This is a genomic window from Streptomyces beihaiensis, assembly GCF_026274175.1.
Lineage (GTDB): Bacteria > Actinomycetota > Actinomycetes > Streptomycetales > Streptomycetaceae > Streptomyces > Streptomyces beihaiensis.
This window is the reverse complement of sequence record NZ_JAPHNL010000026.1, coordinates 1-18,668: the sequence shown is the minus strand read 5'-3', so window position 1 is coordinate 18,668 and position 18,668 is coordinate 1. Positions and strand designations below refer to the sequence as shown.

17 protein-coding genes and 1 pseudogene are annotated in these 18,668 nt (G+C 71.1%); 10 read left to right on the top strand and 8 right to left on the bottom strand.

Translation table 11 applies throughout. From position 1 onward, the window contains the following. The first annotated feature begins 303 nt into the window (after window positions 1–303). Together OFY01_RS04140 and OFY01_RS04135 are read left to right on the top strand one after the other, a co-directional pair. Window positions 304–960 carry a response regulator transcription factor gene (locus OFY01_RS04140; protein ID WP_266596371.1) on the top strand — a complete coding sequence of 219 codons (657 nt, stop codon included), beginning with the start codon at window positions 304–306 and terminating at the stop codon, window positions 958–960. Window positions 961–1,082: 122 nt separating this feature from the next. After that, window positions 1,083–2,543, top strand: coding sequence for a peptidoglycan D,D-transpeptidase FtsI family protein (locus OFY01_RS04135; RefSeq protein ID WP_266596369.1), 1,461 nt, complete (start codon window positions 1,083–1,085; stop codon window positions 2,541–2,543). A 109-nt stretch (window positions 2,544–2,652) separates the two neighbouring features. On the opposite strand, the gene OFY01_RS04130 is transcribed toward OFY01_RS04135, so the two are convergent. The 7 genes and pseudogenes from OFY01_RS04130 to OFY01_RS04100 form a co-directional block, all read right to left on the bottom strand. Further along, entirely contained in the window at window positions 2,653–3,456 is an 804-nt protein-coding gene (locus tag OFY01_RS04130; protein WP_266596367.1) for an HAD family acid phosphatase, read from the bottom strand. Between the two features lie 119 nt (window positions 3,457–3,575). Then, window positions 3,576–3,719: pseudogene (locus tag OFY01_RS32515) on the bottom strand (right-handed parallel beta-helix repeat-containing protein); the annotation flags it as partial. Between the two features lie 60 nt (window positions 3,720–3,779). Continuing rightward, window positions 3,780–5,537, bottom strand: coding sequence for an L-arabinonate dehydratase (araD, locus tag OFY01_RS04120; protein WP_266596364.1), 1,758 nt, complete (start codon window positions 5,535–5,537; stop codon window positions 3,780–3,782). After that, complete coding sequence (locus OFY01_RS04115) at window positions 5,534–6,499, bottom strand: dihydrodipicolinate synthase family protein (RefSeq protein WP_266596362.1); 966 nt, start codon at window positions 6,497–6,499, stop codon at window positions 5,534–5,536. Before OFY01_RS04115 ends, araD begins: the two co-directional genes overlap by 4 nt. Next, complete coding sequence (locus OFY01_RS04110; RefSeq protein WP_266596360.1) at window positions 6,496–7,155, bottom strand: GntR family transcriptional regulator; 660 nt, start codon at window positions 7,153–7,155, stop codon at window positions 6,496–6,498. Before OFY01_RS04110 ends, OFY01_RS04115 begins: the two co-directional genes overlap by 4 nt. Before the next feature lie 322 nt (window positions 7,156–7,477). Further along, complete coding sequence (locus OFY01_RS04105; protein WP_266596358.1) at window positions 7,478–8,683, bottom strand: hypothetical protein; 1,206 nt, start codon at window positions 8,681–8,683, stop codon at window positions 7,478–7,480. Then, complete coding sequence (locus OFY01_RS04100) at window positions 8,680–9,666, bottom strand: 5-dehydro-4-deoxyglucarate dehydratase (protein WP_266596356.1); 987 nt, start codon at window positions 9,664–9,666, stop codon at window positions 8,680–8,682. The genes OFY01_RS04105 and OFY01_RS04100 overlap by 4 nt, the downstream gene beginning before the upstream one ends. 233 nt (window positions 9,667–9,899) lie before the next feature. On the opposite strand from OFY01_RS04100, the gene OFY01_RS04095 reads away from it, so the two are divergent. The 8 genes from OFY01_RS04095 to OFY01_RS04060 all read left to right on the top strand — a co-directional run bounded on the left by OFY01_RS04095 (window position 9,900) and on the right by OFY01_RS04060 (window position 17,696). Further along, complete coding sequence (locus OFY01_RS04095) at window positions 9,900–10,742, top strand: NAD-dependent epimerase/dehydratase family protein (protein WP_266596354.1); 843 nt, start codon at window positions 9,900–9,902, stop codon at window positions 10,740–10,742. 271 nt (window positions 10,743–11,013) lie between these two features. After that, window positions 11,014–11,775: a DeoR/GlpR family DNA-binding transcription regulator gene (locus tag OFY01_RS04090; RefSeq protein WP_266596373.1), complete on the top strand. Its 762-nt coding sequence runs from the start codon at window positions 11,014–11,016 to the stop codon at window positions 11,773–11,775. Between the two features lie 151 nt (window positions 11,776–11,926). Next, window positions 11,927–13,294 carry an ABC transporter substrate-binding protein gene (locus OFY01_RS04085; RefSeq protein WP_266596352.1) on the top strand — a complete coding sequence of 456 codons (1,368 nt, stop codon included), beginning with the start codon at window positions 11,927–11,929 and terminating at the stop codon, window positions 13,292–13,294. Then, complete coding sequence (locus OFY01_RS04080) at window positions 13,291–14,235, top strand: carbohydrate ABC transporter permease (RefSeq protein WP_266596351.1); 945 nt, start codon at window positions 13,291–13,293, stop codon at window positions 14,233–14,235. The genes OFY01_RS04085 and OFY01_RS04080 overlap by 4 nt, the downstream gene beginning before the upstream one ends. Beyond that, window positions 14,235–15,083: a carbohydrate ABC transporter permease gene (locus OFY01_RS04075; RefSeq protein ID WP_266596350.1), complete on the top strand. Its 849-nt coding sequence runs from the start codon at window positions 14,235–14,237 to the stop codon at window positions 15,081–15,083. Before OFY01_RS04080 ends, OFY01_RS04075 begins: the two co-directional genes overlap by 1 nt. After that, window positions 15,080–16,069 carry a zinc-dependent alcohol dehydrogenase family protein gene (locus OFY01_RS04070; RefSeq protein ID WP_266596349.1) on the top strand — a complete coding sequence of 330 codons (990 nt, stop codon included), beginning with the start codon at window positions 15,080–15,082 and terminating at the stop codon, window positions 16,067–16,069. The genes OFY01_RS04075 and OFY01_RS04070 overlap by 4 nt, the downstream gene beginning before the upstream one ends. A gap of 74 nt (window positions 16,070–16,143) precedes the next feature. Then, entirely contained in the window at window positions 16,144–16,620 is a 477-nt protein-coding gene (locus OFY01_RS04065) for a DUF3574 domain-containing protein (protein ID WP_266596348.1), read from the top strand. A 116-nt stretch (window positions 16,621–16,736) separates the two neighbouring features. Then, window positions 16,737–17,696, top strand: a complete 960-nt coding sequence (locus OFY01_RS04060; protein ID WP_266596347.1) for an ankyrin repeat domain-containing protein — start codon at window positions 16,737–16,739, stop codon at window positions 17,694–17,696. A gap of 226 nt (window positions 17,697–17,922) precedes the next feature. Here the strand turns inward: OFY01_RS04060 and OFY01_RS04055 are convergent. Next, the coding region (locus tag OFY01_RS04055; RefSeq protein WP_266596345.1) for a TerD family protein at window positions 17,923–18,668 on the bottom strand (746 nt) is incomplete at its 5' end.

The following is an 18,668-nucleotide window of genomic DNA, read 5'->3' as shown; positions in this document are numbered from 1 at the left end:
CGACGGCCTCGGTCACTCGCGGGGCGAGGCGCGGCCACTCGTGCGGGGCGGCGGTGAGGAAGCGACACAAGGCCCGGATCCTCGGCGGCACGGCGACGGCGGGCCCGGCACCGTCCGAGAGCGGCGCCGGCACGGTATGGCGCCTGACGGCGACGTTGCCCCTGGAGCCCCCGGAGCCTCTTGACCCTCCCGACCTCTCAAGCCCCTGAAGCCCCTGAAGCCCCCTGAAGCCCTGGACCCTCTGAAGCCCCCTCAAGCCCCTCAAGCCCCTGAAACCCTGAAACTTCTGAAGGGACCGACCGCATGACCCCGGTCACCGTCGTCCTGGCGGACGACGAGCACATGGTGCGCACCGCGCTGCGCGCCATCCTCTCCGCCGAGCCGGACATCGAGGTGGTCGGCGAGGCGGCGAGCGGCGCCGAGGCGGTGTCCGTGGTACGTGAACTGAGCCCTGACGTGGTCCTCATGGACGTACGCATGCCGGAGGTGGACGGCATTCGGGCGACCGAGCAGATCCTGCGGACGATGACCGCGCCGCCCCGGATCGTGGTCGTGACGACCTTCGAGAACGACGCATACGTGTACGAGGCGCTGCGCGCGGGAGCGGCCGGCTTCCTGCTGAAGCGGTCCGACGCCGACGCGCTGGTCGACGCCGTGCGGATGGTCGCGCGCACCGACACGCTGCTCTTCCCCGAGGCAGTGCGCGCGCTGGCGGCGACGCACGGCGGCCGGGGCTCGGCCGCGCCCTGGGTGGCCCGCCTGACCGGGCGGGAGAGCGACGTGCTGCGGCTGATGGCGCGGGGCCTGACGAACGCGGAGATCGCACGGCACATGGGCGTGGGCCCGGCGACGGTGAAGACGCATGTGGCGGCGGTGCTCGCCAAGACGGGGGCGCGGGACCGCACACAGGCGGTGATCGCGGCATACGAGGGCGGGTTCATCCGAGCGGCTTCTGACTGAGGACGCCCTGAGACCCCCGAGACCCCTGAGAACTCGAAGTCTGAGCCTGAGAAACCTGAGAAACCTGTGAAAACGGCCCCTTACGGAACGAATCACTCCGCTCCGTGCGTCTTCTGTGCGGGATGAACAAGACGATCAGGCGCGCCTCGGTCTTCTGTCTGCTGCTCGTGCTCGCTCTGCTGGTCAGGGCGACGTGGGTGCAGTTCTACGACGGCCGGGCCCTCGCAGACGACGACATGAACCGGCGGACGACGATAGAGCGGTACGCCTATCCGCTGGGCGACATCATCGTGGGCGGAAAGGCGGTGACCGGCTCCACCAGAACGGGCGGCTCCAGTGACCTCGCCTACCAGCGGACCTACAAGGACGGGTCGCTGTACGCGGCGGTGACCGGTTTCACCTCGCAGGTGTACGGCTCCACGCAACTGGAGTCGCTCTACCGGGACGTGCTGGACGGCACCGACACCCGGCTCAAGAACCCGGTGAGCGCGCTCACCGGCGAGCACACGGCCCCGGGTGACGTGGTGACGACGGTCGAGCCGTCCGTGCAGAAGGCCGCGTACCAGGCGCTCGGCGACAAGAAGGGCGCGGCCGTCGCGATCGACCCGAAGACCGGGCGGATCCTCGGCATGGTGTCGACGCCGTCGTTCGACCCGTCGAAGGTCAGCGGTTCGGGCGCGTCGGACGCGAAGGTGTGGAAGGCGCTGGCGAAGGACAAGGACGTGCCGACGCTGAACCGCGCGCTGAAGCAGGCGCTGCCGCCGGGCTCGACGTTCAAGCTGGTGGTGGCGGCCGCGGCACTGGAGGACGGCCTGTACTCGTCGGTCGACGAGAGGACCGACTCGCCCAACCCGTACCTGCTGCCGGGCACCAGCACGTATCTGAGGAACGAGAGCGCGTCAGCACCCTGCGAGAACGCGTCGATCCGCACGGCCCTCCAGTACTCGTGCAACAACGTCTTCGGCAAGATGGCGGTCGACCTGGGGCAGGACAAGGTCAGGGCGATGGCCGAGAAGTTCGGTTTCGACGACGAGAAGCGGGACGTGCCGGTGCGCGCGGCCCAGAGCGTGTACCCGTCCGGCATGGACAAGGCGCAGACCGGCCTTTCGGGCATCGGCCAGTTCGATGTGACGGCGACACCGTTGCAGATGGCGATGGTCTCCGCGACGCTCGCCAACGGCGGCGAGCAGGCGTCCCCGCACATGGTGTCGAAGGTGACGGACGCCGACGGCAACACGCTCACGAGCTACCCGGACTCCGACGACAAGCGCGTGGTGAGCGAGTCGACCGCGTCGCAGCTGCGGTCCGCGATGGAGACGGTGGTGTCGAAGGGCACCGGCACCAACGCCCGGATCTCCGGGGCGACGGTCGGCGGCAAGACCGGAACCGCGCAGCACGGCGAGAACAACAGCAAGACGCCGTACGCCTGGTTCACGTCGTACGCGAAGGACGACACGACCGGCAAGCAGGTCGCGGTCGCGGTGCTGGTCGAGCAGTCCGACGCGGCACGCTCGGAGGTGAGCGGCAACGGCCTGGCCGCGCCGATCGCCAAGGCGATGATGAGCGCGGCGCTGAAGAGTTAGCTGAGGAGTTGGCTGGGGGGCGGCTGGGGGGGCGGCTGGAGAGTCGGGGGGGGGGGGGGGGGGGGGGGGCCGTCGGCGGTGAGCCGACGGCCCCCTCCCCGCTCCCCCGCTAGCCGACGTAGTACGTCGGGTTGGGCAGCTTGTACGTCTTGTCGGCGTAACCGCCCTGGAGGTCGGTGTACTGGTCGCCGAAGTCGCCGACGATGTCGTAGCCGAGCGACTCGATGTGCTTGCGGGTGCCCGCCTTGTACTGGACCGTGGTGCAGTTCCAGGCGGCGGCGGTGGCGCAGTCGCTCAGATAGGCGGGCGGGTCGGCCTTGTCCTTGAGGAAGACGTGGTCGGCGTCGAGGTTCACGTCGACGCCGATCTTCTTCAGGTTCTCCATGGCGGCCGACCGCTGGTCCTCGCTCAGGCCGGAGTTGTAGAACACCTCGACGCCCTTGGCGGCGGCGTACCGGACGAGGTCCGGGGTGCCGAAGACGGCGGGGCGGTCGGCCTTGGCCACGTAGGCGCCCCAACTGGCGCTGTCGTAGCCGTAGTTGTGGGAGATCTCGTAGTCGAGGCTGAGCAGCAGCGTGTCGTCGATGTCGAAGACGACGGCGGGCTTCTCGCCGTGGTGGCGGGCCTTCCTGGCCGCCTTGTCGATGTCCTTCTTCGCCCCGGCCTCGATGCGCGCGAGGTCGTCGGCGTAGGCGCTGTCGGCCGATGCCCGCCAGGTGCCGTCGGCGTCCTTGTGGGCGCCGTAGTAGGACTCGATCTGCTTCTTGAGGAGCCCGATGTTCTGCGGCTCGGCGGTGGTGTGGGCGGTGGGGCGGTCGGCGCTCGCGGCGCCGGTGCCGTAGAGGGCACCGGCGGCCACGGCGCAGGCGGCTGCGACACCCACCACTCTGGCGGTCTTGCGGACGGTCGGCACGTGGACACTCCAGTCGGTCGGGGATTTCCGTGCAGGTGAAGGAATGTCTACGCGCATAACATCACTCGCCGCGACCGCCGTTACACGATCGATATCTCGATCGAGATGTCGATGCGCCGTCAGTTCATGGTCGCGCCGATCGTGTCGGACCCGGTCGTCAGGAACGTCGTCGCGGGCAGGGAGCCGTCGGAGCGGCGGGCGTCGTACACGGTGGCTGCGTCGGTGGAGATGAAGGGCGGGGTGCTGACGACGGAGTCCCGGTGGCACCCAGGGGCGGGCGGGCTTGTCGTACGCGGTCGGGGCGGCGGAGGTGACGATCGGCGTCAGCCCGCGTACGGGTCCGGCACCTTGCCCGGCCCGGCCAGGAAGGCGAAGTCGCAGCCTGTGTCGGCCTGGGTGATCTGGTCGTCGTAGAGCGCGCCGTAGCCGCGCCGGGTACGGACGGGCGGCGGGCTCCACCCGGCCCGCCTGCGTGCCAGTTCGTCCTCGTCCACGTCGAGCCGGAGCGTGCGGGCGGCGACGTCGAGCGTGACGAGGTCGCCGGTGCGGACGAGCGCGAGCGGTCCGCCGACGTACGACTCGGGGGCGATGTGCAGCACGCACGCCCCGTAACTCGTGCCGCTCATCCGGGCGTCGGAGATCCGCACCATGTCGCGTACGCCCTGCTTGAGCAGGTGACGGGGAATGGGCAGCATCCCGTACTCGGGCATGCCGGGCCCGCCCTTGGGACCCGAGTTCCTGAGCACGAGCACACTGTCGGCGGTGATGCCGAGCCCCGGGTCGTCGATGGTGCGCTGCATGGTCTTGTAGTCGTCGAAGACGACGGCGGGCCCGGTGTGCCTGAGCAGGCGCGGCTCGGCGGCGATGTGCTTGATGACGGCGCCGTCGGGGCACAGGTTGCCGCGCAGCACGGCGACACCGCCCTCGGCCGCGACCGGGTTGGTACGCGGACGGATCACGTCGTCGTCATGGACCGCGGCGCCCTCGATCTGGTCGCCGAACAGGCCGTTCACGGTGGGCCGTCGCAGGTGCAGCAGGTCCGTGATCCGGGAGAGGAAGGCGGGCAGGCCACCGGCGAAGTGGAAGTCCTCCATGAGGTGCGTCCGTCCGCCGGGCCGCACGTTGGCGAGGACCGGCACCCCGCGGGCGATGCGGTCGAAGTCGTCGAGGGCGAGGGGGACGCCCACCCGTCCTGCCATGGCGATGAGGTGGATGACGGCGTTGGTCGAGCCGCCCAGGCCGAGCACCGTGGTGACGGCGTCGGCGAAGGCGTCGGCCGTGAGGATCTCGCCGGGCCCGAGCGCGGTCCAGGCGAGGTCGACGGCGCGGCGTCCGGAGGCGGCGGCCATCCGTTCGTGTCCCGAGTCGACGGCGGGGATCGAGGAGGCGCCGGGCAGCGTCATCCCGAGCGCCTCGGCGGCGGCGGTCATCGTGGAGGCGGTCCCCATGGTCATGCAGTGACCGGGCGAGCGCGCCAACGCGCCCTGTAGTTCGCGCAGTTCGCAGTCGGTGAGGTTCCCGGCGCGGTGCTCGTCCCAGTACTTCCACATGTCGGTGCCGGAGCCGAGCGTCTCGCCGCGCCAGTGTCCGGGCAGCATGGGTCCGGCGGGCACGAAGACGGACGGCACGTCGGCGGAGGTGGCACCCATGAGCAGTGCGGGCGTCGACTTGTCGCAGCCGCCGAGCAGCACCGCCGCGTCGACGGGGTAGGAGCGCAGAAGCTCCTCGGTCTCCATGGCGAGCAGGTTGCGGTAGAGCATCGGGGTAGGCTTCTGGTACGTCTCCGACAGCGTGGCCACGGGGAATTCGAGCGGGAAGCCGCCCGCCTGCCACACGCCCCGCTTGACCGCTTCGGCGCGATCGCGCAGGTGGACATGGCAGGGGTTGATGTCGGACCAGGTGTTGAGGACGGCGACGACCGGGCGGCCGCGGTACTCCTCCGCCTCATAACCGAGTTGGCGCATCCGGGCGTTGTGCGACCAGGTGCGCAGCTGCCCTTCGGTGCCGTACCACTGATGGGAGCGGAGCTGTTCGGGGCGGAGCCGGGGTCTTGGGCCGGTCCGTGGTGCGGCGCCGCTCACATCGACCACCCCGCGGCGATCGCGGCGACTTCGGCGCGCTGCGGCTCGGGCAGTTCCTTGCTGGGCGGGCGGACCGCGCGGCGGCACAGGCCCAGCGAGGCCAGGGCCTCCTTGACCACGGTGACGTTGTTGGCGGAGGCGTCGGCGCCGCGCAGCTCCTCGAAGCGGCGGATGCGCTCCCAGACCTTCATGGCGGCCGGATAGTCGCCGGATCGAAGCGCTTCGATCATCGACAGCGAAATGCCCGGCACGACGTTCACGAGCCCCGAGGTGAAGCCGGTGGCACCGGCCGAGAAGTAGGAAGGCGCGTACGGTTCGGCGAGCCCGGCCACCCAGACGAACCGGTCCAGCCCCGCGTCCCGGGCGAAGGCGGCGAACCGCGCGGCGTCGGGGACGGCGTACTTCACACCGATGACGTTGGGGCAGGCGGCGCCGAGTTCGGCGAGGCGGGCGCCGGGGAGCGCGGCGTTCTTGACGTACGGCACGACCCCGAGCTCGGGCACGGCGTCGGCGATGGCGCGGTGGTAGTCGACCCAGCCGGCCTCGGAGACGTACGGGTGCACGGGCTGATGCACCATCACCATGCGGGCGCCGTGGTCGCGGGCGTGGCGGGCGGCGTCGACGGCGGTCGGCACGTCGTGGCCGACACCGACGAGGACGGCGGCGCGCCCGCCGACGACGTCGAGGGTCAACTCGGCTGCCCTGAAACGCTCTTGGAGAGTGAGGGCGTAGAACTCGCCGGTGTTGCCGTTCGGCGTGAGGGTGCGCACGCCGCCGTCGAGCAGGCGCCGCAGCAGAGCCTCGAAGGTCTCCTCGTCGACGGACCCGTCGGCGGCGAACGGGGTCACGGGGATCGCCACGACCTCGGCGAGCGCGGCCCGCTGCGCCGCGAACGCGTATGCGTACGCCCCCGAGGCGGTCGGGGTGTTGTCGGTCGGCGTGGTGTCGGCCGGGGCTGTCATGCGTGCCGCTCCCCCTCTTCGCGGGCCTCGGGAAAGGCCCGTTCGACGAATGACGCGATGTGGTCGCGCAGCGCGCGCGACGCACCCTGGGCGTCGCCCGCGAGGGCGAGTTCGAGGATCTCCCGGTGTTCGGCGGCCTCCCGCTCCCACGACGGGTCGGCCGCCCACGCCACGGCGGAGACGAGGGCGGCCTGGTCACGGACCTCGTCGAGCATCTTGCCGAGCAGCGGGTTGCCGCACGGAAGGTAGAGCGCGCGATGGAACTCCCGGTTGGTCAGGGAGCGTTGGGCGGCGTCGGCGGCCGCGTCGGCGCGCCGCAGGGCGTCACGGGCGGCATCGAGCGAGGCGCGACGGTGGACGGTGCGGCGCAGCGCCTCCGGTTCGAGCAGCAGCCGTACGTCGTAGACCTCGCGGGCCATGGCCGCGTCGACCATGCGCACCGTGGTGCCCTTGTACTGGCTCATCACGACGAGGCCGGTCCCCGCGAGGGTCTTGAGCGCCTCGCGCACGGGCGTCTTGGAGACCCCGAACTGCGCGGCGAGCTCACTCTCCACGAGGGCCTGGCCTGGCGTGAGCCGACCGGTCAGGATGCGGTGCTTGATCTCCTGGAGCACGTACTCGGTGCGGGAGGGGATCGGCGTGGGCACTGAGGTCATGCGCGCCTCTCGGGTCGGCGGGGCACGGCGGGCGCCCCGCACACCATGTATGACGTGTCCCGTATCAGGCACTGCGTACGGGGTCCCGCGTATCGCGTGCGGCGTATGGGGTGCGGCGTATGGCGTATGGCGTCTCATATATGACGTATGAAGTACGACGCGTTGAAGTTAGAAGCGCCGACGCCGTTCGTCAACGCTTGCGACGAAAGAAGCTCCCCCCGCGTCCGCCGACCGAATCCCGCGACCGAATCCCGGTAAGCCGCCCTGCACTCGGACCCGTTTGTCGACGCTCCCGCGGACCGACGCGAACCGTTCCGGGGCCTCAGAGCTCCCGGACCGCCTCCGCGACCGCCGCCAGATCCTCGTCCGACGCCAGACCCGCGTGGTAGAGGCGCAGTTCGGTGGCGCCCAGGTCGCGGGCGGCACGGGCGTCCGCCGCGAGGGTGTCGGGGCTGCCGCCCATGCCGCGCACGACGGTGAGGTTCGCGGCGACGACCGCCCCCGCGGCGGCCCGCGCGAACGGGCGCACCAGGTCCGCGCCGCCCGTGCACGGCACCACCACGCCGTCGGCCACGGAGAGGATGTGGGCGGGCTCGACGCCCGCGTTGGCACCGCAGTGGTGGGAGGACGGGTCCGCGTGCAGGAGCACCTGGAAGGACTCCTGGCCGTTCGGCGCGATCGGCACGTTCGACGCGTTCGGGGTCCGGGCCGCCGCGCGGACCGCCGCCACCGCCGTCTCCTGGAGGCTCCGGGCGGTCGCGTCGCGGTAGGCGCGGGTGGCCGTCGCCGTCTCGGCGCCGAGCATTCGCTCGACCGTCGACCAGTCCCCGTCCGGGACCTGACCGCGCCATACGGGTTCCAGTGCCGCCCGCACGGTCGCGTTCAACTTGTCGGCGTCCAGGCCGCGTTCGGCGTATCCGTCGCGGCACGACGGGCAGAAGCACAGCGACATGAGGTACTGCCCGGCCTCGCCGAGCGCGACGCCGCCCGTCTTGTCGTGGGCGTGCAGGTGCGCGAGGCCGTACCAGCCGAGCGACTCCAGTTCGGTGCCGCGGGCGCCGGGGCGGGTCGCGGCTTCCGCCGCGAGGTCGGTGAGGTAGGCGCGGGTGGGCGGCTGCGCGATGCACGGGGCCCAGGGGTAGCGGTCGCCGTAGGCGTTGACGACACAGGTGTCCGGGTGCTCGGCGCCCAGACGGGAGTTGTGGGCGAGCACGACCCACGTGTGGACCTCGAGCCCGGCCTCGGCGAGCGCGGCGGCGGCCCGCCCGTACGCGTCACCGGGGGCCCAGTCTCCGGCCTCGTAGGGTCGCAGCTCCCGCCCGCGCCAGCGCTGTTCGTCGACCGGGTAGAGCACGGCCGCGTGCCCGGCGGTGACGACGCGGTGGCGCGGGTGGCGGGGCGTGAGGGCGCGGGTGGAGTGGTAGGCGGCGGCGAGGGTGACCTGCTGGACGCCGAGGTCGGCGATGCGGCGGGCGGCGTCGGGGTCACCGACCACGTCCCACGGGTAGACGAACGCCGACGCCTTCACCTCGCGGCCCCTTCTTCCCCCTCCAGCTCTTCGCACAACCTCTCGCCGCGCTCGATGAGCTCCGCGAGCCGCTCGACGTGCTCCTCGCCGGGCTCGTGCAGCGGCGGCCGGACCTCGCCGACTTCCAGGCCGCTGAGCCGTACGCCCGCCTTGACCAGCGAGACCGCGTACCCCTTGCCCTGGTTGCGCAGCTCGACCAGCGGGCGGTAGAAGCCGTCGATGAGCCGGTTCGCCGTGGCGTCGTCGCCCGTGCCGAGCGCGCGGTAGAAGAGCTGCGCGATGTTTGGGGCGAAGCAGAAGACGGCGGAGGAGTAGAGGGTGACGCCGATGCCGCGGTAGGCGAGGCCGGTGAGTTCGGCGGTGGGGAGCCCGTTGAAGTAGAGGAAGTCCGACGGCCCCTGCCCCGTCCCCTGTCCGCCCTGCCCTCCCCGTACGGCACTGATGATCCGCTGCATCAGGTCCAGGTCGCCGACGCCGTCCTTGAGGCCGATGATCCGGGGGTGGCGGGCGAGGGCGACGACGGTCTCCGGGGTGAACACGGCGTTGTCGCGCTGGTAGACGATCACATCGAGGGAGGTCGCGTCGGCGAGGCGCGTGTAGTGCCGCAGCAGGCCCTCCTGCGCGGCGGCGACGAGGTAGGGCGGCATCGCCAACAGCCCGTCGACGCGCGCCCGTTCGGCCCTGCGCGCGTACTGCACGGCGAGCGCGGTGCCGTATCCGACGCCCGCCAGGACGGGCACCCGGCCGGCCGTGGCCTCGACGGCGGCCGCGACGCACACCTCGTACTCCTCGGGTGCGAGCGCGTGGAACTCACCGGTGCCGCAGCAGGCGAAGACGGCCGCGGCGCCGCTCTCCACGCCGCGCCGTACGTGGGTGCGGTAGGCGTCGAGGTCCACGGCGCCGTCCGGTCCGTACGTGGTGACGGGGAAGAACAGCGGTCCGCTGGGGACCGCGAGTCGCGCTGCGAGCGGGGCTGACGTCACGAGCTCTCCCACCATGTCCATGTTTCTGATTCGCGTACACGTTTATGAACGCCGTCGCCGTCACCGTAAGCCGCCCCCAGGGAGGTGGTCAAGCGCACGACATCCCGTCGCACCCACGGGAGCACCCTTGACGTGACCGATCACGCTCCTTAGCGTGTCCATGCATGTGAATTCTGCGCACGCACGGAGATGCACGCACGCAGATGCACGCACGGAGATCGGAGACCACCCGCATGGCAGCTTCTTCCGGGCCTCGCACGATCCTGCTCACCGGCGCCGCGGGCGGACTCGGCACCTTGATGCGCGAGCTGCTCCCCTCCCACGGGTACGAGCTTCGGCTGCTCGACGTGCGCCCGGTGGACGGAGCGCCGGACGCGATCGTCGCCGACCTGAACGACACCGAGGCGCTGCGCGCGGCCGTACGCGACGTGGACGGCGTCCTGCACCTCGCGGGCATCTCGCTCGAGTCGACCTTCGACAAGATCCTCGAGTCGAACATCAGGGGCACCTATCACCTCTTCGACTCGGTGCGCGCCGAGGCCGAGCGCCGCGGCGGCCCGGCCCCGCGCGTCGTCTTCGCCTCCTCCAACCACGCGATCGGCTTCACCCCGCGCCCGCGCGTCGAGGACGGTGACCCGCTGGTCCCGGTCTCGACGCTTCGCCGCCCGGACACGTACTACGGCCTGTCGAAGTCGTTCGGCGAGGATCTGGCCCAGTTCCACTGGGACAAGTTCGGCATCGAGACGGTGTCGGTGCGGATCGGCTCCTGCTTCAAGGAGCCGACCGACGTCCGCATGATGTCGGTCTGGCTGAGCCCGGCCGACGGCGCCCGCCTCTTCCACGCGGCCCTGACCGCCAAGGACGTCGGCCACACCGTGGTCTACGGCTCGTCCGCCAACACCCGGCTGTGGTGGGATCTCTCCGGCGCCCGCGCCCTCGGCTACGACCCGCAGGACGACTCCGAGGTGTACGCGGACAAGCTCCTGGCCGAGTTCGGCCCCCTCAGCGACGACAACCCGGCGCACCTCCACATGGGCGGCCGCTTCGTCGACGACCCGCCGATCTGGCCCTACTGAGCCCTCCCCGGCCCCGGCACCGGGGCCCTCCACCGGCCATCCGGTCAGCAAACAGACCCGCCCGCACCGTTGAACGGGCATCCGCGCCGCCCGAACCCACCGCCCCGACGGCTCCCGCGCAGGTCGAAGGCGGGCGCCGGGCGTGTCGAACGGGCACGAACGGGCACCGACGAGTCCGCAACAGACCTGGTCACCGGCGCGGCACGCCGGTAGAACTTCCGGTGCGGGCCGCCGAGGGCCCGAACGGGCGACCGACGCGGAGGTTCCGGTGGTGAATGCGGAGGACAGGCAGCGCGAGATCGTGCGCGTGGCCCGCCACGCGGGCTCCGTCGACGTCACCGAGCTCGCCGCCGAGCTCGGCGTCGCCAAGGAGACGGTCCGGCGCGATCTGCGCGCCCTGGAGGACCACGGTCTGGTGCGGCGCACGCACGGCGGGGCGTATCCGGTGGAGAGCGCCGGGTTCGAGACGACGCTCGCGTTCCGCACGACCATGCACGTTCCGGAGAAACGGCGGATCGCCGCGGCCGCGGCCGACCTGCTCGGGGACGCGGAGACCGTCTTCGTCGACGAGGGGTTCACTCCGCAGCTGATCGCCGAGGCGCTGCCCCGCGACCGGCCGCTGACGGTGGTCACCGCGTCCCTGGCGACGGCGGGCGCACTGGCCGAGGCCGAGCGGACCACGGTGCTGCTGCTCGGCGGGCGGGTGCGCGCGGGCACACTCGCCACGGTCGACCACTGGACGACGAAGATGCTCGCGGGATTCGTCATCGACCTCGCCTACATCGGCGCGAACGGCATCTCCCGTGAGTACGGCCTGACCACCCCCGACCCCGCCGTCAGCGAGGTCAAGGCGCAGGCCGTGCGCGCGGCGCGGCGGACGGTCTTCGCGGGCGTGCACACCAAGTTCGGGGCGGTCAGCTTCTGCCGGTTCGCGCCGGTGGGAGCGCTGGAGGCGATCGTCACCAGTACGCAGCTGCCCGCCTCCGAAGCTCACCGCTACTCCATGCTCGGCCCCCAGGTCGTCCGCGTCTGACCACCCGGACGGCCGGACGACCACAGGCCCGTCCGGCCGTCCGGCCGTCCCTCACAACCGTTCCCTCACCCACCGCGGTACACGGGCGGGTTCCGCACACCCGTCCACGTGCCCCTTCATCCCCGTACACCCCAAAAGTCCAGGAGCAACCATGCGAACCCAGAGCCGACGGAGGCCACCGGGCACCCTGCTCGCGACGGCCGCCGCAGGGACGCTGCTCGCCCCTCTTCTGTCCGGCTGCTGGGCAGGCGCCGGCGGGCTGGGCGGTGACTCCATCAACGTCCTGATGGTGAACAACCCGCAGATGACCGAGTTGCAGAAGCTCACCTCCCGGTACTTCACGCAGAAGACCGGCATCAAGGTCAACTTCACCGTGCTGCCGGAGAACGACGTACGCGACAAGATCAGCCAGGACTTCGCCAACCAGGCCGGTCAGTACGACGTGGCGACGCTCAGCAACTACGAGATACCCATCTACGCCCGCAACGGCTGGCTGCACGAACTCGGCTCGTACGTGAAGGACGACCCGGGCTTCGACCAGCAGGACATCCTCGCCCCGATGCGCCAGTCGCTCACCGCCGACGACGGGAAGCTGTACGGAGAGCCGTTCTACGGCGAGTCGTCGTTCCTCATGTACCGCAAGGACGTGTTCGCCCAGAAGGGCCTGACGATGCCCGCCCACCCCACCTGGCGGCAGGTCGCCGACCTCGCCGCGAAGGTGGACGGCGCCGAGCCGGGCATGAAGGGGATCTGCCTGCGCGGCCTGCCCGGCTGGGGCGAGTCGATGGCGCCGCTGACGACGGTCGTGAACACCTTCGGCGGCACCTGGTTCGACAAGGACTGGAAGGCACGCCTGACCGCCCCCGGCTTCAAGAACGCCACGAAGTTCTACGTCGACCTGGTGCGCGCCCACGGGGAGTCCGGTGCCGCCCAGTCCGGCTTCGCCGAGTGCCTCAACGACACCACCCAGTCCAAGACCGCCATGTGGTACGACGCGACGTCGGCCGCCGGCCTGCTGGAGGCGAAGGGCTCGCCGGTCAAGGGCAAGATCGGGTACGCGCCCGCGCCGGTCGACAGGACGCGGTCCAGCGGCTGGCTGTACACGTGGGCGTGGGGTCTGCAAAAGGCGTCCCACAACCCCGACAAGGCATGGAAGTTCATCTCGTGGGCGTCGAGCAAGGAGTACGAGCGGCTCGTCGGCGAGAAGTTCGGCTGGGCCGACGTCCCGGCGGGCAAGCGCGCTTCGACGTACGAGATCCCCCAGTACCGCGCCGAGGCGGCCTCCTTCGCCGACCGCACGCGTGAGGCCATCGAGAGCGCCCGGCCGCGCGATCCGGGGGTGCAGAAGCGGCCCGCGCCCGGCATCCAGTTCGTCGACATCCCCGAGTTCACCGACCTCGGCACCAAGGTGTCGCAGGAGATCAGCGCGGCGATCGCGGGCCGCCAGTCCGTCGACACGGCCCTGGCCAAGTCCCAGAAGCTCGCCTCCCAGATCACGAAGGAGTACGAGGGCCGATGACGACCGCGACCACCGACCCCGCCGTCTGTGCCACCCGTGCGCGCACCGCCGCGGCGACCGGCCCGAGCGACCGCCTGCGCGCCTGGGCGCGGCGCGGGCCGCTGCTGCCCGCCCTGGTCTTCATGATCGTGGTCACTCAGCTGCCGTTCGTGGCGACGCTGGTGATCTCGTTCTTCGACTGGAACGCGCTGTACCCGAAGGCCCGCCACTTCGACTGGTTCGGCAACTACTCGCAGGTGCTGTCCGACCCCGCCATGCGCAAGTCCGTCGTCAGCACGATCGTGCTGACCGTGTCGGTCGTCGTGGTGAGCCTGGTGATCGGTCTCGGCCTGGCGCTGCTGCTCGACCGGAAGTTCCGGGGGCGCGGCCTGGTCCGTACGCTGCTGATCGCGCCGTTCCTGATCGTGCCGGTCGCCGCCGCCCTGCTGTGGAAGCACGTCCTCTACAACCCCGAGTACGGCCTGCTCAACGGCCTGTTGCACTACGTGGGCGGGCCGCAGCCCGACTGGATCTCCCACACGCCGCTGATGGCGGTCGAGGCGGCGCTGATCTGGCAGTGGACGCCGTTCATGATGCTGATCCTGCTGGCGGGGCTCCAGTCGCGTTCCCCCGAACTCATCGAGGCGGCGCGGATGGACGGGGCGGGCCCCTGGCAGATCTTCCGCCACATGACGCTCCCGCACCTGCGCCGCTACCTGGAACTCGGCGCGCTGCTCGGCTCGATCTACATCGTGCAGAACTTCGACGCGGTCTTCACCCTCACCTCGGGCGGCCTGGGCACGGCGAACCTGCCGTACACGGTCTACCAGAGCTTCTACCAGGCCCACGAGAACGGTCTCGCGTCGGCGGCCGGTGTCCTGGTCGTCATCGGTTCGATCATCATCGCGACCTTCGCGCTGCGCGTCGTGTCGTCCCTGTTCCGCGAGGAGGTGTCGCGCTGATGAACCCCGTACTCTCCGGGCTCCTCCCGTTCCTGAAGAGCAAGGGACTCGGGCTGCTCGCGTGGCTGGCCGGGATCCTGTTCTTCCTGCCGGTCGCCTGGATGGCGCTGACGTCGTTCCACTCGGAGGCGGACGCGGCGACCAACCCGCCGTCGTTCGGCGCCGCGCTCACCCTCGACGGATACCGGGACTTCTTCGGTGTGGGCGGCGGCCAGAGCCCCTGGCCCTCCCTGGTCAACTCGACGGTGGCGTCGGTCGCCTCGACGGTGTGCGTGCTGCTGCTCGCGCTGCCGGCCGCGTACGCGCTGTCGATCCGGCCGGTGAAGAAGTGGACGGACGTCCTGTTCTTCTTCCTGTCGACGAAGATGCTGCCGGTGGTGGCCGGGCTGCTGCCGATCTACCTCTTCGCGAAGAACACGCACTTCCTGGACAACATCTGGCTGCTTGTCATCCTCTACACGTCGATGAACCTGCCGATCGCGGTGTGGATGATGCAGTCGTTCCTCGCCGAGGTGCCGGTCGCCGTCATCGAGGCCGCGCAGATCGACGGGGCGCGGCTGCCGACGGTGCTCGGCCGGGTGGTGGCGCCGATCGCGCTGCCCGGGATCGCGGCGACGGCGCTGATCTGTTTCATCTTCAGCTGGAACGAACTCCTCTTCGCGCGGGTGCTCACGGGCGTCGTGGCCGAGACCGCGCCCGTCTTCCTGACCGGCTTCATCACCAGCCAGGGCCTGTTCCTGGCCAAGGTGTGCGCCGCGTCGCTCGTGATCTCCCTGCCGGTGCTCGCGGCGGGGTTCGCCGCCCAGGACAAGCTGGTCCAGGGCCTGTCGTTGGGAGCTGTGAAATGAGGGCAGCCATCGTCGAATCGGTGGGCAAGGTCGTCGTCGGCGAGGTGCCGGACCCGACGCCCGGACCGCGCGACGTGGTCGTCGAGGTGGCGGCGTGCGGCCTGTGCGGCACCGATCTGCACATCTTGCAGGGCGAGTTCGCGCCGACGCTGCCGGTGGTGCCGGGGCACGAGTTCGCCGGCACGGTCGTGGCGCTCGGCCGCGACGTGACCGAGCTGGCGGAGGGCGACCGAGTGGCGGTCGACCCCTCGCTGCACTGCCACGAGTGCCGGTACTGCCGGGCCGGGCGCGGCAACCTGTGCGAGCGGTGGGCGGCGATCGGTGTGACCACGGCGGGCGGCGCGGCCCGGTACGCGGTGGCGCCCGCGGCGAACTGCGTCCGTCTGCCCGAGCACGTACGTACCCAGGACGCGGCACTCGTCGAGCCCTTGTCGTGCGCGGTGCGCGGCTACGACGTGCTGCGCTCGCGGCTCGGCTCGCACGTGCTGATCTACGGCTCCGGCACGATGGGCCTGATGATGCTGGAACTGGCCAAGCGGACCGGCGCGGCGAGCGTCGACATGGTCGACCTCAATCCGGACCGGCTCGCGACGGCCCGGCGGCTCGGCGTCTCGGCGTCGGCGGCGGGCGCGGACGAGCTCGACCGGCCGGGCGGCTGGGACGTGGTGATCGACGCGACGGGCAACGCCGCGGCGATCCAGGACGGCCTCGGCCGGGTCGCGAAGGCGGGCACGTTCCTGCAGTTCGGCGTCTCGGACTACTCGACGCGCGTGACCATCGACCCGTACCGCATCTACAACCAGGAGATCACCATCACCGGTTCGATGGCGGTGCTGCACAGCTACGAGCGGGCGGCCGAGCTGTTCGCGGCAGGGGTGCTCGACCCCGACGTCTTCATCAGCGACCGGCTGCCACTGGACTCCTACCCGCAGGCGCTCGACCAGTTCGCGGCGGGGGTGGGGCGGAAGATCGTGGTGGTGCCGTAAGGCGCCCGTACCTTCACGACCGACGCCGTCGTTACTGCTCACGGCCTCTGTGAGCAGCAACGAAAGGAACGTCCATGCCCCGTCGGCTCCGCTCCGTGTCCCGCTCCCGCCGCTGCCTCGCCGCGCTCGCCGTCTCCGGTGCGCTGCTGGGTACGGCGGGGGCGGCGCCGGCCCTGTCGGCCCCCGATCCGGTACCGGCGGCGGCCTCAGCGGTCTCGGGCAAGCCTTACGCCGAGACGAAGCTGCTGTTCGGGACCGTCCGCCCGAACGGCGGACCGCAGGTCACGGACAAGGAGTTCCACGCGTTCGTCGACACGGTCGTCACGCCCCGCTTCCCCGACGGGCTCACGGTCCAGGAAGCGCAGGGCCAGTACCGCGACGCGCACGGCGTGATCGAGCACGAGCGCTCGTACGAGCTGACGCTCCTGTATCCGGCCGCTGACGCCCGCTCGGCCGGAGCGAAGATCGAGCAGATCCGCGCCGCGTACGTACGCCGCTTCGACCAGGAGTCGGTGGCGCGGGTGGACGAACCGGTGCGCGTGGACTTCTGAGCCCCGCCGATTGTCAGACCCCTCTGCGAGGCTGTGAAGCGAACTGACGTACGCGTACAAGCACGCATGCCCCTCCGGGGACGCGCGGGCCTGAGGCGCGGGAGGGGACAGGCAGGATGGCAACACCGCAGGGACTCGGCTGGACCGGCATGAGCTGGGACTGGACCGATCACGAAGACATCCGTCGGCGCTTGGACGCGGGCGCCGATCCGGAGCGGTGGAGCGGGGGCCGACCGCTGCACCGAGCGGCGGTGTTCGGCTCACCGGAGGCCGTCACGGAGTTGGCCGCGCGAGTCATGGACGTGGACGCTCTGCAGGGCGGGGTGACCGCGCTGTGGGAGGCCGTCACCTCCAGGCGGCCGGAGAACGCACGGGCGCTGGCTGCCGCCGGGGCCGAGCCGTGGCGGCCGTCGCTCGGCGGCTGGTCGCCGGGGCGGCTGAGCCTCGCGGGCCCGACGCCGGACCTGTTCACGGCCCCGGCAGGGGTCGGGCTGACCGAGGTCGAGCGCCGGGCGGCCGAAGACGCCGCGCGACTCATAGCGGCGCTGGGCGATCTCTACGACGAGGGCACGGGCCTGAGCTGCGTGTCCGGGATCGACGCGGCCGAGGCGGTGCGCCGCTTGGAAGCGACGTCGGTGGAGGAGGAGTTCTTGGCGGACGTCCTCGCCGACCCGTACGCGTACGAACTGGACGAGACTCTGCGGATCGTCGGCGTCACGTCCGTCCCCGGCGGCTGCGTCGTGACCCAACCCTGGGGTTACGCGCCGCAGATGCCGGGCGTGCAGATCCGTCTGTCCAGCGGGACCGTCTGCTACGGCTTGTACGTCAACCCCAAGAGCGGCAACCAGGGCAGCATCGTCCGCGACGGGACGATCGAGGGCTGGGACCTCCACCCGGGCGGCGGCCCCGACGAAGCCGACACCCCCGAGGAGGTCCTCACCGCGTACCTGTACCAGAGCAACGCGGTGGCGTACTCGTGCGCCTTCGCCGGACTGCGCCCGACCGACGCACGCGCCGTCACCGGCCCGCCGGACCTGTGGGTGGAACTCCCAGAGCGTGACTACTGGAACGTGTGAATGACACCGGGGCGCGAGGCCGGAAGGCCGGTTCAGAAGCTGTGGTCGATCGTCCTGTCCCGCAGCGGATTCTCCGACTCCGCGTCCGACAGCGGGTGCGGGCTGCCGTCAGCGCCCTCTGCGACGCGTCATGGGTGAGGCTTCTCAGGCGCGGTCGTGGCGCGCCTGAGTCCTCGTACTCGGCGTCAGCCCGGCCACCGGCCCTCGTGCCCGCCCGTCATGGCCTCTACAGCGCCTGCGCCCCCGGCTTCACCATCCCGCGGACCGTGCGGGACTTCACGAAGTCGCCGATCGCCGTCATCTCCCACTCTCCGGAGAACTGCTTGATGAGCTTGGCCATCATCACGCCGGTCTGCGGTTCGGCGTTGGTCAGGTCGAAGCGGACCAACTCCTCGCCGGTCGCGGCGTCCAGGAGGCGGCAGTACGCCTTGGCCACCTCGGTGAACTTCTGGCCGGAGAACGAGTTCACCGTGAAGACCAGGCCCGTCACCTCCTGAGGGAGGCGCCCGAGGTCGACCACGATCACCTCGTCGTCGCCCGCGCCCTCGCCCGTGAGGTTGTCGCCGGAGTGTTGGATCGCGCCGCCGACGATGGAGAGCTTGCCGAAGTAGCAGCTGTCGATGTGGTTGCGCTGCGGGCCGTACGCGATCACCGACGCGTCCAGGTCGATGTCCTTGCCGCGGAACGCGGGCTCCCAGCCGAGGCCCATCTTGACCTGGCTGAGGAGCGGGCGGCCGCCCTTGACCAGGGAGACCGTCTGGTTCTTCTGGAGGGAGACCCGGCCCTTGTCCAGGTTGATCTTGCCTGCTCCGGAGGCGGGGGCCGGTGCGGGCGCCGGTGCCGCGGCGGGCGGCGGGGGCGGGGCGATGCGCGGGTCGACCGGGGGCGTGGTCGGGGCGGGCACGCAGGTAGCGGCCCAGCTCGGTGCCGCTCCCGTTGCCGGTGCCGTTATGGGTACTGGTGCCGTTGCTC